The organism is Streptomyces sp. NPDC002640 (genome assembly GCF_053592575.1).
Window position 1 is genome coordinate 1 of sequence record NZ_JBSFVZ010000036.1, and the last position, 14,077, is coordinate 14,077.

Consider the following 14,077-nt stretch of genomic DNA (forward strand, 5'->3'; position numbering starts at 1 on the left):
ACCCGCTACGACAAACGCGCCCGGCACTACGAAGCCATGGTCACCATCGCCTGCCTACGACTCTGGCTCCCCTGACTTTGCGGACACGACCTAGGGCCTGTCCGGCGACCCGACCCGCTTCAGGCGTGTGGCCTCAGCCCGCGCGGTACGCGGTCCAGGCCTGCTGCATCCGGGTCACCTGACCGCTGGTGAACTGGTACATGCAGGAGTCGTACGTGTAGTCCATGAAGTTGTGGATGGGGTCGGCGCCCGCGGACTTGGTGCAGGTGTCACGGCCGGTCGGGCACTCGTACGCCGGGCTGGCCTCGGCGGGGGTGTCGGAGACGTAGTCGCCGTTGCCGTTGCAGCCGCCCTGGAAGGTGTGGTAGAGGCCCAGCCAGTGGCCGACCTCGTGGGTGGCGGTGTCGCCCTGGTTGTAGTTGGCGGCGGTGCCGCCGGGCAGCGACTCGTCCAGCAGGACCACGCCGTCCATGGAGGTGACGTTGGAGGTCGGGAAGGTCGCCCAGCCGAGCAGCCCGCCGCTGAGGTTCGCGGTGTAGACGTTCAGGGCGTTGGCGCCGCCCTTGCGCAGGGCGGTCTTCATGGCCTTCTCGGCGGAGGAGCCGGAGGCCAGGTTGTACCAGGAGGCGTTGTTCGTGTAGTCCACGGACGCCAGCTGGAACTGGAAGCCGGTGGCGACGTTGCCCGTGCCCTGGCCGGCGTAGGCGTTGTTCAGGACGCTGATCTGGCTGTTGATCTCGGCCGAGGTCAGGTTGCCCTTGGTGCCGTCGGTGATGACGTGGAAGTACACCGGGATGGTGGCGGAGACCGCGGCCGCGGACGGGGCGACGCGCTTCTCGGCGAGCCTCTTCTCGAGGTCGGCCTGCATGGCCTTGGCCTTCGCGGCGGTCACCGTGTTGGGGTCGACGGCGCCGTGGTCGTGCTCGTGCTCGTGGCCCTTGCCCACACGGGCCGCGGAGCCCGCGGTGTCCTCGCACTCGTCGGCGACGGAGACCTTGGCGGCGGGGGCGGCGGCCAGCGTGGCGGGGGCGGAGACCGGGGTCAGGACCAGGGCTCCGGCCACGGCGGCTGCGCCGATCAGGCGCCGGCGCAGCTGAGGGGATATCCGGGCGAAGGCACGCATGTGAGCTCCTTGCTCGAGCGGGGCGGACGGGCGCGCAGGGATCTCCCTGGCCGTCGCCCGGACATTACGTGGACATGCCCAAAGCTCAGGAGTACTGATCCGGCCTCTTCGGACGGGGAGCAGACCGGGGCAATCGGGGTCGCGCCGCGCCGCCGTCCCGTCGCGAGGGGGACGGCGGCGCGGCGCGGAGCGGGCGGGGAGAGCCGGAGTGTCCGGATTCGGTCGGTGCCGAAACGCCGGGCGAAGTCCTCCGTCACCTGCCCTTTACACGCGGAACGGTCCGGTCGGATGGCTGAGAAGTGCCCCTGGCGTTGACGCGCGTTGCGTGCTGAGTCGAGCGCCGGACGGGGCCTAGACCGGGTCGTAGGTCCGCTCGGTCTTCTGCGTGCCGCTGAGGGTCCGGTAGGAGCGGACCCAGTGCGCGGTGGCGGCCGGGTCGGTGCGGTCCGAGATCCGGTAGTAGTCCATCTGCGCCCGCTGGGGCGTCACCGAGAACACGCCGTACCCGTGCTGGTCGGTGTCGACGAACTTGATGTGCCGGTTCAGGGTCCTGATCACCGGGTCGGCGACCGAGGTGATGGCGCCCTCGGACACCCCGACGTAGTCGTCGAGGTTGTCCGAGGTCACCGAGGTGACCACGAACTCGGTGGCCGCGGAGGCGGTCAGCGGGTAGGTGGTGGCGTTCACCGGGACGTCGGTGGCGAACGCCATGTGCACGTCGCCGGTCAGGAACACCGTGTTGCGGATGGAGTTGGACCGCAGGTGGGAGATGAGCTCCTTGCGGTCGTCGGTGTACCCGTCCCACTGGTCGACGCTGATCGCCAGGTCCGGCAGGCCGAGCAGCTCACCCAGCGGCTCGCGCACGAACTCGGGGAGCTGGGCCACCGAGAACGGCGCGATCATCACGGAGTTGCCGACCAGCCGCCAGGTGGTGTCCGAGGAGGAGAGGCCGGATTTCAGCCAGTCCATCTGGGCACGTCCGGTGATGGTGCGGTCCGGGTCGTCCACCGCGCCGCCCGCCGAGGACACCTGCTGGGAGCGGAAGCTGCGCAGGTCCAGCAGCGAGAGGTCGGCCAGCCGGCCGAAGCGGAGCCGGCGGTAGGTGGTGCCGGCGATGGCCGGGCGCACCGGCATCCACTCGAAGTAGGCCTGCTTGGCGGCCGCCTGACGCGCCGCCCAGGCGCCCTCGGCGCCCTCCGTGTGGTTCTCCGCGCCGCCCGACCAGGCGTCGTTGGCCACCTCGTGGTCGTCCCAGATGGCGACGCAGGGGGCGGCGGCGTGCAGCGCCTGCAGGTCCTGGTCGGTCTTGTACCGGGCGTGCCGCATCCGGTAGTCGGCGAGGGTGAGGATCTCGTGCTCGGGCTGGTAGGTGCGGACCACGCCGCCGTAGGCGTAACCGCCGCTGGCGTACTCGTAGATGTAGTCGCCCAGGTGGAGCCAGGCGTCCAGGTCGCCGCGGGCCGCGAGGTGCCGGTACGGAGAGAAGTAGCCGGCCTCGTAGTTGGCGCAGGACACCACGCCGAAGCGCAGCCCGTCCACCGAGGCGTCGGCGGCGGGCGCGGTGCGGGTGCGGCCGACGGGGGAGTGGACGCCGCCGGCGGTGAAGCGGAAGTAGTAGTCGGTGGCCGGGCGCAGGCCGCGGACGTCGGCCTTCACCGTGTGGTCGGTGGCTGCCCGCGCGGTGATGGTGCCGCGGGACACGACGGACGACAGGGAGCGGTCGGTGGCGACGACCCACTCGACCGGGGTGTCGGGCCCGGCGCCGGAGCCCGGGGTGGCCTCGGGGACGGGGGTGACCCGGGTCCACAGCAGGATGCCGTCGGGGAGCGGGTCGCCGGAGGCCACGCCGTGCAGGAAGGCGGGGGCGGCTGCGGCAGCCGCCCGGGCCGGGAGCGCGGTGGCCAGCGGGGCGGCCAGCGCCGCGCCGGCCGCGGCGGCCTTGACCACCGTACGGCGGCTGGGGGCGGGTGCGGTGGCGGTGGCGGAGGCGTCGGAGTGCGGTCTCGGTCGGCTCATGGGCCGGAGGCTACTGACGCGTACATGCAAGAGCGAGCGAACTCACAAGAGTTCGCCCGCTCTTCGGCCGTTATTCGGCCACCGGCCGGGGGCCGGGCCGGCTCAGCCCTTCAGGGCCTTGTCGATGGCCGCCTCGAACTCCTCCACCGTCATCGGGGCGTTCTGGCCGCCGCTGTCGGTGACGACCTTGCCGTCCATGACCAGGGAGGGAGTGCCGCCGAAGCCGTACTTCTCGCCGTCGGCGTCGAACTTCTTGTCCATCTCCAGGGCCCACTTGTCGAAGGTGCCGTCCTTGACGTCCTTCTCGAAGTCCTTGTTGCCCTTGAGGGAGTCCACCGAGTTGGCGATCTTGATCAGGTACGCGTCGTCGGCCAGCTTGTCGGCGGACTCCTCCGGGTGGAACTCCGCGGAGTACAGCGCGGCCTTGTAGTCCAGGAACGCCTCGGGGCTGACGTCCAGGGCGGCGCCGAGGGCGCTCAGGGCGTTCTTGGAGCCCTCGCCGGAGAGGTTGTCGTCCAGGAAGCTGGCGCCGACGAACTGGAGCTTGTAGCTGCCGTCCTCCATGCCCTTGCGGACCGTCTCGCCGACGGACTGCTCGAAGGCGGCACAGACCGGGCAGCGCGGGTCCTCGTAGAGGGCCAGGGTCTTCTCGCCGCCCTCGCCGATGACCACGTCGAGGCCGTTCTTGCCGCTGGTGTTGGCCGGGGCCACCAGCTTGGCGTCCTTGGCGGCCTCCCAGGCGGAGGGCTTGTTGGCCTGCACGATGCCGTAGGCGGCACCGCCGGCTATCGCGAGGCCGGCCACGACGGACACGGCCACGACCATCTGGCGCTTGACCTTGGCGCGCTTGGCCTCACGCTCGCGCTCCTGGCGCAGCCGCTCGCGAGCGGCGGACTTGGCGGCCTGGGAGTTGCGCTGGCTCATGGGGTTCTCCAGGGAAAAAGTCGAGAAAGGCTGGGTGGGATCACGGGGGCACGCGCGCAGGCACGCCGGCGGGGCGTCACGCGCGCGGGACGCGGAGGGCCGGAACCCGGGCCGGGCCGCGGGGGACCGGTCAGGCGGCGGCGAGGCGGGCCGGCGGCCCGCGCAGCCCCAGGGAGCGCACCAGGTACCGCATCCGCGGCGCGACGGCCGCGGGCGCACCGGCGGTGATCCGCGGGGCGGGGACGGCGCGCGGGGCGACGGTGGCGAACGCCACCAGCAGCGGGCGGAACGTCGTCGCGGCGACGGCGCGCAGCACCTGGGCCAGCGCGCGCTCGCCGCGGCTGAGCCAGGCGGCGGCCAGCAGCCCCACCCCGACGTGGCAGGCGAGCAGCGCCCAGGCCGTGCCCGGGCCGCTCTCGGCGAGCAGCGCGGCGGCGCCCTCGGGGGCGGCGGCCGGCGCCAGGGGGGTGCCCACCGGAGCGCCCCGGCAGAGCAGGTCGAGGCCCACCGAGTGCAGCGGGCCGGCGACCGGACCCCCGGCCGCGCCGTAACAGGCGTGCTGGCCGGTGGTGAAGATCGTGTCGGCGGCGAGTTCCAGCGGGACCAGCAGCGCCGCGATCGGGCCGAAGCGGCGCTCCCGTCCGGCCAGGGCGTAGGCCGCGAGGAAGACGGCGGCGGCGACCGCCGCCACCGTGGACAGCGGGAGCGGCGCGCCCGAGAGCAGCACGTGGGACGCGGTGCCTACGGTCACGGCCAGCGCCGTGAACAGCACCGCGCGTGCGGCTCTGAGGGGGGTCCCGGACATGTCCATCTCGCGGAAAGTCTGGCATGCCGGAGGTTAAAGGACTGGTAAAAGGTGACGGCTGCCACCCGGTGGGGCCGGGAAGGTTCCCGATGCCCCGGCTTGTCGGCGGCGGGGCATAGACTTCGAGACCGACGACCGGACCACGCGCACCCCCCGACCCGTGCTCCCCAGGAGGCCCCACCCGTGTCGAAGCCGCCCTTCACGCACCTGCACGTCCACACCCAGTACTCGCTGCTGGACGGTGCCGCGCGGCTCAAGGACATGTTCCAGGCCTGCCAGGACATGGGGATGACCCACATCGCGATGTCCGACCACGGCAACCTGCACGGGGCGTACGACTTCTTCCACACCGCGAAGAAGGCCGGGGTCACGCCGATCATCGGCATCGAGGCCTACGTCGCGCCCGAGTCGCGGCGCAACAAGCGCAAGATCCAGTGGGGCCAGCCGCACCAGAAGCGCGACGACGTCTCCGGTTCCGGCGGTTACACCCACAAGACGATCTGGGCGGCCAACGCCACCGGTCTGCACAACCTCTTCCGGCTCTCCTCCGACGCCTACGCCGAGGGCTGGCTGCAGAAGTGGCCCCGGATGGACAAGGAGACCATCTCCCAGTGGTCCGAGGGCCTGATCGCCTCCACCGGCTGCCCCTCCGGCGAGGTCCAGACCCGGCTGCGCCTCGGCCAGTTCGACGAGGCACTCAAGGCCGCCGCCGACTACCAGGACATCTTCGGCAAGGGCCGGTACTTCCTGGAGCTGATGGACCACGGCATCGACATCGAGCACCGGGTCCGCGACGGGCTCCTGGAGATCGGCAGGAAGCTCGGCATCCCGCCGCTGGTCACCAACGACTCGCACTACACCTACGCGCACGAGGCCCAGGCCCACGACGCGCTGCTGTGCATCCAGACCGGCAAGAACCTGTCCGACCCCGACCGCTTCAGGTTCGACGGCACCGGCTACTACCTGAAGTCGACGGAGGAGATGTACGCCATCGACTCCTCCGACGCCTGGCAGGAGGGCTGCCGCAACACCCTGCTGGTCGCCGAGCAGGTCGACACCACCGGCATGTTCGAGAAGCGCGACCTGATGCCGAAGTTCGACATCCCGGAGGGCTACACGGAGGTCACCTGGTTCAAGGAGGAGGTCCGCCGCGGCATGGAGCGCCGCTTCCCCGGCGGCATCCCCGAGGACCGGCAGAAGCAGGTCGAGTACGAGATGGACGTCATCATCCAGATGGGGTTCCCGGGCTACTTCCTGGTCGTCGCCGACTTCATCATGTGGGCCAAGAACAACGGCATCGCGGTCGGCCCCGGCCGAGGCTCCGCGGCCGGCTCGATCGTCGCCTACGCCATGGGCATCACCGACCTCGACCCGATCCCGCACGGCCTGATCTTCGAGCGGTTCCTCAACCCCGAGCGCGTCTCCATGCCCGACGTCGACATCGACTTCGACGAGCGCAGGCGCGTCGAGGTGATCCGGTACGTGACCGAGAAGTACGGCGCCGACAAGGTCGCCATGATCGGCACCTACGGCACCATCAAGGCCAAGAACGCCATCAAGGACTCCGCCCGCGTCCTGGGCTACCCCTACGCGATGGGCGACCGCCTCACCAAGGCGATGCCCGCCGACGTCCTCGGCAAGGGCATCCCGCTCTCCGGCATCACCGACCCGAACCACCCCCGGTACTCGGAGGCCGGCGAGATCCGGGGGATGTACGAGAACGAGCCCGACGTCAAGAAGGTCATCGACACCGCCAAGGGCGTCGAGGGCCTGGTCCGGCAGATGGGCGTGCACGCCGCCGGCGTCATCATGTCCAGCGAGACCATCACCGACCACGTCCCGGTCTGGGTCCGGCACACCGACGGCGTCACCATCACGCAGTGGGACTACCCGAGCTGCGAGTCGCTCGGCCTGCTGAAGATGGACTTCCTCGGCCTGCGCAACCTCACGATCATGGACGACGCCGTCAAGATGGTGAAGGCCAACAAGGGGATCGACATCGATCTCCTCGGCCTCCCGCTCGACGACCCGAAGACCTTCGAACTCCTCCAGCGCGGCGACACCCTCGGCGTCTTCCAGTTCGACGGCGGCCCCATGCGCTCCCTGCTGCGCATGATGAAGCCCGACAACTTCGAGGACATCTCCGCCGTCTCGGCCCTGTACCGGCCGGGCCCGATGGGCATGAACTCGCACATCAACTACGCGCTCCGCAAGAACAAGCAGCAGGAGATCACGCCGATCCACAAGGAGCTCGAGGAGCCCCTCGAGGAGGTCCTGGCGGTCACCTACGGCCTGATCGTCTACCAGGAGCAGGTGCAGAAGGCCGCCCAGATCGTCGCCGGCTACTCGCTCGGCGAGGCCGACATCCTCCGCCGCGTGATGGGCAAGAAGAAGCCCGACGAACTGGCCAAGAACTTCACCATCTTCCAGGCCGGCGCCCGCAAGAACGGCTACAGCGACGAGGCGATCCAGGCGCTCTGGGACGTGCTGGTGCCGTTCGCCGGCTACGCGTTCAACAAGGCGCACTCCGCCGCCTACGGCCTGGTCTCCTACTGGACCGCCTACCTCAAGGCCAACCACCCGGCCGAGTACATGGCCGGTCTGCTGACCTCGGTCAAGGACGACAAGGACAAGTCCGCGGTCTACCTCAACGAGTGCCGCCGCATGGGCATTCAGGTGCTCCCACCGAACGTCAACGAGTCCGAGCCCAACTTCGCGGCCCAGGGCGACGACGTGATCCTCTTCGGCCTCTCCGCGGTCCGCAACGTCGGCTCCAACGTCGTCGACTCGGTCATCAGGACCCGCAAGGCCAAGGGGAAGTTCTCCTCCTTCCCCGACTACCTCGACAAGGTCGAGGCCGTGGTCTGCAACAAGCGCACCACCGAGTCGCTGATCAAGGCCGGCGCCTTCGACTCCCTCGGGCACACCCGCAAGGGGCTGATCGCCCAGTACGAGCCGATGATCGACAACGTGGTCCAGGTCAAGCGCAAGGAGGCCGAGGGCCAGTTCGACCTCTTCGGCGGCATGGGCGACGAGGGCGCCGACGAGCCCGGCTTCGGACTGGACGTCGAGTTCTCCACCGACGAGTGGGACAAGACCTACCTGCTCGCCCAGGAGCGGGAGATGCTCGGCCTCTACGTGTCCGACCATCCGCTCTTCGGCCTGGAGAACGTCCTCGCCGACAAGGCCGACGCGGGCATCGCCCAGCTCACCGGCGGCGACTACGGCGACGGCGCCGTCGTCACCATCGGCGGCATCATCTCCGGCATCCAGCGGAAGATGACCAAGCAGGGCAACGCCTGGGCCATCGCCACCGTGGAGGACCTGGCCGGTTCCATCGACTGCATGTTCTTCCCGGCCACCTACCAGCTGGTCTCCACCCAACTCGTCGAGGACGCGGTCGTCTTCGTCAAGGGCCGCCTGGACAAGCGGGAGGACGTGCCGCGGCTGGTGGCCATGGAGCTGATGGTCCCCGACCTGTCCAACGCCGGTGCCAACGCGCCGGTGGTGCTGACCATCCCCGCGCTGAAGGTCACCCCGCCCATGGTCACCCGGCTTGGGGAGATCCTCGCCAGCCACAAGGGCGAGAGCGAGGTGCGGATCAAGCTGCAGGGGCCGCGGAAGACCACCGTGCTCCGGCTCGACCGGCACCGCGTGAAGCCCGACCCCGCCCTCTACGGCGACCTCAAGGTGCTGCTCGGCCCGTCCTGCCTGGCGGGCTGACCGCCACCGCGCGCCCGGCCGCCCGGCCTGCGCGCCCGGCCGCCCCGGACGCGTAAGGGGCCCGCCCCGCGGCTCGTTCGCACGAGCACGGGCGGGCCCCTGGTGCGCTGACCGCGCGCGTCAGTTGTGGCCGAAACGGCGCTGCTTGCGCGCGACGTCCGACGGGTTGCCCTGGACCTGCGCGATGGTGGGCTGGTGCTGCGCGGCACCCTCGTCCGAGCGGTGCGCGGGACGGTCCGACTGCGCGGCGCGCTGGGCGGGCTTGCGGGTGTTCTTGTTCTTGGCCATGGTGATCTTCCTCCTGTGAGGGAATCGGTGGGCCAGAGCCGCATTCAGCCTCACACACGCCGACCACGCACGCATGTCGGACGACTACCCACCGTGACATGGGTGTTGGGGCGCCGCCCTCCCTCACGCGGGCAAACGCCACGCCGAAGATCCAGTTCGGGCCGTCCGGACCCGCGCGCTGGGGCAGACTCGAAGCGAGCCCGAAGCACACCTCCCCGGACAGAGGAAAGAGGGTGACCGCGTGGACCGCTGCATCGTCCTGGTGGACGCCGGATATCTGCTGGGTGCCGCCGCCAGCCTCCTGGCCGGAGAGCCCTCGCGGTCCCGCATCAGCGTCGACCATGCCGCCCTCGTCCACGGCCTCCGCGAACGCGCCGAGGCCGACACCCGGCAGCCCCTGCTGCGCATCTACTGGTTCGACGGCGCCCCCGACCGGGTCCCGCAGCCCGAACACCGCAGACTCCGCGTGATGCCCCGCGTCACCGTCCGCCTCGGCGCCCTCACCCGCTCCGAGGGGCGCTGGGCGCAGAAGGGCGTCGACGCCGCGATGCACGCCGAGCTCACCGAACTCGCCCGCAACCGCGCCTGCTCCGACATCGTGCTCGTCACCGGCGACGGCGACCTGCTGCCCGGCATGATGTCCGCCAAGGAGCACGGGGTCGCCGTCCACCTGTGGGCCGTGCAGGCCGCCGACAACAACTACAACCAGTCCGAGGACCTGGTCGCCGAGGCCGACGAACGCCGGGTGCTTGACCGGGCCTGGATCACCCAGGCCGTCCGGGCCCGCGACCTCGGCGGCGTCTGCGCGCCACCGCCCGCGCCGCGTCCCGAGATCGCCGCCATCCTCTCCGCCCCGCCCGGCGAACCCCACGCCCCCCAGGGCGACCGGCGGACCCGCGACCGCGAACCCGTCCCCGCGCCCGTCAACGGCAACGGCGACGGCGCGGGCGGCGCCGACCGGGTGCCCGCCGCCAAAGGCGTGCCCACCCCGAAGGACCTCGCGGCGCTGCGCGCCCCCGGCCCCCCGGCCGTGACCGCGCCCGCGCCCCAGCCCGCCACCGCCACCCTGCGCTGGTCCTCCGACCGGGGCTGGGTCGAGCGCCCCGGCACCCCCTCGGAGTCCGCCGAGGCGGCCGCCCTGCCCACCCTCGCCCAGCTCACCAGCGCCGAACAGCGGTGGGCCGACCACGAGGAGGACATCACCAGCGTCGGCGGGGACGCCTACGAGGTCGGACAGGTCTTCGCCCGCCGCTGGATCCAGCGCGTCACCGACCCCTCCTGCCTGGACAAGCTCTCCGCCGAATACCCGCGCATCCCGCACCGCGTCGACGGCGAACTCCTCCGCTACGCGGCCCGCTTCGGGCTCCTCGCGCACAAGGACGACCAGATCGACGAACACGACCGGTACGCCATCCGGGCGGGCTTCTGGCGGGAGGTCGACAGCCACACCGGGGCGGAGCGGGCCGCCAACGCGGACTGACCACGGGGCCGCGCCGTGCGACGGCGCCTCCCCGGCAGGCGGACCGCCCCCGAAGAAAGGGGTTGGATTTCGGGCCGAGTCGGGCACCCCGTAGGCTCATCCCTCGTGAACGAACGCCCCGCACCGCCGTCCCCTCACCCCGAGGTCGTGTGCGCGGTGCGTGACCTCACCAAGACCTACCCGGCCGGCCGGGGCCGCCGCGGCGCGCCCGGCACGCCCGCGGTGACGGCCACCGACGCGGTCACCCTGGACGTCCGGCAGGGCGAGATCTTCGGCCTGCTCGGCCCCAACGGCGCCGGCAAGTCCAGCCTGGTCCGCCAGATCACCGGCCTGATGCGGCCCGACCGGGGCAGCGTCACCCTCTACGGCCACGACGTCGTCCGGCACCCCGAGCGGGCCTCCCGGATCCTCGCCTACCTCGGCCAGGAGTCCACCGCCCTGGACGAGCTGACCGTGTCGCTGGCCGCCGAGACCACCGGGCGGCTGCGCGGCCTGGACGCCCGCGCCGCCCGCGCCGAGCGCGACGCCGTCCTCGACGAGCTCGGCCTCGGCCCGATCGCGGGCCGCGCCCTGCGCAAGCTCTCCGGAGGTCAGCGCCGCCTCGCCTGCTTCGCCACCGCCCTGGTGGGCGAGCGGCCCCTGCTGGTCCTCGACGAGCCCACCACCGGCATGGACCCGGTCGCCCGCCGCGCCGTCTGGTCCGCCGTCGACCGCCGCCGCGCCGAGCACGGGGCCACGGTGCTGCTGGTCACCCACAACGTCATCGAGGCGGAGACCGTGCTGGACCGGGTCGCCGTGCTCGACCGGGGGCGGGTCATCGCCTGCGACACGCCCTCCGGCCTCAAGGAACGCGTCGCCGACGAGGTCCGCGTCGACCTGGTCTGGCGGGAGACGGCGCCGCTGCACGTGCCGGAGGTGGCCGCGCTGCGCGGCCGGGCCGTCGAGTCGGGCCGCCGCTGGACCCTGCGGCTCGCCCCGGACGAGGCGCGGGCCGCCGTCGGCGCGGTCACCGGCGGCGCCGCCTTCGCGGCCCTGGACGACTTCACCCTGGCCACGCCGAGCCTGGAGGACGTCTACCTCGCGCTCGGCGGCGAGGCGCGGGGACTGGTGAAGGCGTGAGGACCACGGAACGGGTGAGCGACGCGGCGGCGCTCGGGGCCCGCCCGGGCGCCGGTGTCCCGGGCCGCGGTGTGAACCGCGGCGGTGCCCCGGGCCGCGGCGGCGTGCCGGTTCGCGCCGCTGCCCCGGGCCGCGGCGGCGAAGAAGAACGTGCCCTGACGAGGAGCTGCCTGTGAGCGTCGTACCCGCCGAGACCCTGCCGGGCACGGTGCCGGCGCCGGCCGCGGCTCCCCAGCGGAGGGCGGCCTCCCCGGTCGTCGCCGAGCTCGGCCCGCGGACCCGGCTGTGGCCGGCCCTGGGCGCCGTCTACCGGGCCCAGCTGTCCCGGGCCCGGGTGGCGCGGATCCCGCTGCTCTTCGTGGCCACCTTCCAGTCCGTCGGCATCATGATCCTGATGCGCGGCGTGGTGGACGGCGGGGACGAGGCCCGGGCCGTCGTCGCCGGCTCCTCGGTGCTGGTCGTCGCCTTCGTGGCGCTCAACCTGCTCTCCCAGTACTTCGGGCAGCTCCGCGCCAGCGGCGGGCTCGACCACTACGCCACCCTGCCGGTACCACCCGCCGCGGTGGTGCTGGGCGCGGCCGCCGCGTACGCCTCGTTCACCGTGCCGGGGACGCTGGTCACGGCGGTCTTCGGATGCCTGCTCTTCGGGCTGCCGCTCACCCACCTGTGGGTGCTGGCCGCCGTGATCCCGCTGGCCGGCGCCGCGCTGGCCGGGCTCGGGGCCGCCTGCGGCCTGCTCGCGCCCCGGCCGGAGCTGGCCACCCTGCTGGGCCAGCTCGGCATGTCGGCCGCGCTGCTGCTGGGCGTGCTGCCGGCCTCCCGGATGCCGCAGGTGGTGTCCCTCGCCCGTGACCTGCTGCCCTCCACCTACGCCGTGGAGGCGTTCACCCGGTCCTTCGGGTCCCACCCGGACTGGACGCGGGTCTTGGCCGACCTCGCCGTGTGCGCCGTGGTCGGCGTGGTCTCCCTGGCCGTGGCCACCTGGGCCTACCGCAGGGCCGCCGTCCGGTGACGCGCCGGCCGCCGACGCCTGGCACGATGTCAGGGTGACCGCACCTCTGACTCCTCAACCGCACCCGCAGTCCGAGTCCGACGACGCCGCCCGGGCGCACGAGGGGACGTCCCCGGCGTCCGGCGAGCCGCACGGCAAGGACGCCGCGGCCGGCGGGCGGGCCGGCGGTTCCCACCTCTTCCGGCCGCGCTCCGCGGTCCGGTCCTACCTCGAGGGCGGCCCCGGCCTGCGCGCCGAGCTGGGCCAAGGCGCGCTGGTGGCGGCCGCGTCCACCGCGGCGGGTCTGCTGCTGGGGCTGCTGTGGCTCTGGCTCGCGCCGCGGGTGCCGCTGGTCGGCGAGGTCGTCGAGGGGGAGTGGATCGCCTACCTCGCCGAGATCGAGGGCGAGCAGGCGGTCGGCGCGGACGGGGTGTTCGCGCTGCTCGCCGCGGGCTTCGGGCTCGTCGGCGGGGTGGTGACGTTCCTGCTCGCACGGCGGGGCGGGGTGCCGGTGGTCGCCGGGCTGAGCCTCGGAGGGCTGCTGGGGTCGGTGGTGGCCTGGCAGGTCGGGATGTCGCTCGGCCCCTCGCGGGACGTCGCGGCGCGGGCCCGTGCGGCCGGGGAGGGCGTGCGGTTCGACGCGCCGCTGGAGCTGCACGCGGTCAGCGCGCTGGTGATGTGGCCGGTGGTGGCGCTGCTGGTGCACCTCACGCTGACGGCGCTGCTGGTGCCGCGGGACGACGACGGGGCGGACGAGCCGAAGGCTCCCGACGAGGACGGCGGCCCGGGCGAAGCGGTCCGGAAGGGCTGAGCCGCCGCCGAGCGCGCCGTCGCGCCCCTACCGCCGGCCCCTACCGCCGGCCCCTACCGCCGGCCCCTGCGCTCCCGGCCCCTGCGCTGTCGGCCGTTGTGCTGCCGGCCCTCTGCGCTGTCGGCCGTTGTGCTGCCGGCCCCTGCGCTGTCGGCCCTTGTGCTGCCGGCCCCCTGCGCTGCCCCGCCTCTGCGCCGCCTGCCCTTGTGCTGCCCCGCCCCTGCCCCGCCCCCCTGCGCCGCCTGCCCCTGTGCTGCCCCGCCCCTGCGGCCTGCCCCCCCGGCGGGGGCCCGGGTCATGCGCGGCCGACGGGGGCCGTGGTGGCGGCGGTGAGGGTGGCGAGGTCCTTGGGGGAGAGTTCCACCTCGAGGCCCCGGCGGCCGGCGGAGACGCAGACGGTGGCGTGGTCCTCCGCGGAGGAGTCCAGGACCGTGGGCAGCTTCTTGCGCTGACCCAGCGGTGAGATCCCGCCCCGCACGTACCCCGTGGTGCGCTCGGCGAGAGCGGGGTCCGCCATCGCGGCCCGCTTGCCGCCCACCGCGGCGGCCAGTGCCTTCAGGTCGAGCGACCCGGCCACCGGCACCACGGCCACCACCAGGGAGCCGTCCACGTCCGCCACCAGCGTCTTGAAGACCCGGTCCGGCGACACCCCCATCGCCTCGGCGGCCTCCTCGCCGTACGACGGGTGCGAGGGGTCGTGCTCGTAGGCGTGCACGGTGAACGGCACCCCCGCCTCGGTGAGGGCGACCGTGGCGGGCGTGCCCCCGGACTGCTGCTTCTTCGGCTTCCTGGCCATC

General features: G+C 72.7%; 11 protein-coding genes. 5 read left to right on the forward strand and 6 right to left on the reverse strand.

All coding sequences use genetic code 11. The annotated features are described in order from the left end of the window. Window positions 1-133 precede the first annotated feature (133 nt). From ACWD3O_RS31970 to ACWD3O_RS31985, 4 genes are all read right to left on the reverse strand, one after another. Window positions 134-1,123, reverse strand: coding sequence for a zinc metalloprotease (locus tag ACWD3O_RS31970; RefSeq protein WP_451418283.1), 990 nt, complete (start codon window positions 1,121-1,123; stop codon window positions 134-136). Between the two features lie 351 nt (window positions 1,124-1,474). Continuing rightward, window positions 1,475-3,139 (reverse strand): alkaline phosphatase D family protein, encoded by a 1,665-nt coding sequence (locus tag ACWD3O_RS31975; RefSeq protein WP_451418284.1) that lies wholly within the window; start codon window positions 3,137-3,139, stop codon window positions 1,475-1,477. 102 nt (window positions 3,140-3,241) lie between these two features. Then, entirely contained in the window at window positions 3,242-4,063 is an 822-nt protein-coding gene (locus ACWD3O_RS31980) for a thioredoxin domain-containing protein (protein ID WP_451413130.1), read from the reverse strand. 130 nt (window positions 4,064-4,193) lie between these two features. After that, window positions 4,194-4,874 (reverse strand): hypothetical protein, encoded by a 681-nt coding sequence (locus ACWD3O_RS31985; RefSeq protein WP_451413131.1) that lies wholly within the window; start codon window positions 4,872-4,874, stop codon window positions 4,194-4,196. Between the two features lie 177 nt (window positions 4,875-5,051). On the opposite strand from ACWD3O_RS31985, the gene dnaE reads away from it, so the two are divergent. Then, window positions 5,052-8,591: a DNA polymerase III subunit alpha gene (gene dnaE, locus ACWD3O_RS31990; protein ID WP_451413132.1), complete on the forward strand. Its 3,540-nt coding sequence runs from the start codon at window positions 5,052-5,054 to the stop codon at window positions 8,589-8,591. Between the two features lie 120 nt (window positions 8,592-8,711). Here the strand turns inward: dnaE and ACWD3O_RS31995 are convergent, their stop codons facing one another. Continuing rightward, window positions 8,712-8,879: a hypothetical protein gene (locus tag ACWD3O_RS31995; RefSeq protein ID WP_356130863.1), complete on the reverse strand. Its 168-nt coding sequence runs from the start codon at window positions 8,877-8,879 to the stop codon at window positions 8,712-8,714. A gap of 241 nt (window positions 8,880-9,120) precedes the next feature. On the opposite strand from ACWD3O_RS31995, the gene ACWD3O_RS32000 reads away from it, so the two are divergent. The 4 genes from ACWD3O_RS32000 (at window position 9,121) to ACWD3O_RS32015 (ending at window position 13,280) form a co-directional block, all read left to right on the forward strand. Then, complete coding sequence (locus ACWD3O_RS32000) at window positions 9,121-10,359, forward strand: NYN domain-containing protein (RefSeq protein ID WP_451418285.1); 1,239 nt, start codon at window positions 9,121-9,123, stop codon at window positions 10,357-10,359. Between the two features lie 147 nt (window positions 10,360-10,506). Further along, on the forward strand, window positions 10,507-11,478 hold the full coding sequence (locus ACWD3O_RS32005) for an ABC transporter ATP-binding protein (protein ID WP_451413185.1): 972 nt from the start codon (window positions 10,507-10,509) through the stop codon (window positions 11,476-11,478). A gap of 172 nt (window positions 11,479-11,650) precedes the next feature. Beyond that, window positions 11,651-12,490: an ABC transporter permease gene (locus tag ACWD3O_RS32010; RefSeq protein ID WP_451418286.1), complete on the forward strand. Its 840-nt coding sequence runs from the start codon at window positions 11,651-11,653 to the stop codon at window positions 12,488-12,490. 34 nt (window positions 12,491-12,524) lie between these two features. Then, window positions 12,525-13,280 carry an AAA family ATPase gene (locus ACWD3O_RS32015; RefSeq protein ID WP_451418287.1) on the forward strand — a complete coding sequence of 252 codons (756 nt, stop codon included), beginning with the start codon at window positions 12,525-12,527 and terminating at the stop codon, window positions 13,278-13,280. 295 nt (window positions 13,281-13,575) lie between these two features. Here the strand turns inward: ACWD3O_RS32015 and ybaK are convergent, their stop codons facing one another. Continuing rightward, window positions 13,576-14,076: a Cys-tRNA(Pro) deacylase gene (ybaK, locus tag ACWD3O_RS32020; protein ID WP_451413136.1), complete on the reverse strand. Its 501-nt coding sequence runs from the start codon at window positions 14,074-14,076 to the stop codon at window positions 13,576-13,578. Window position 14,077: the final 1 nt, after the last annotated feature.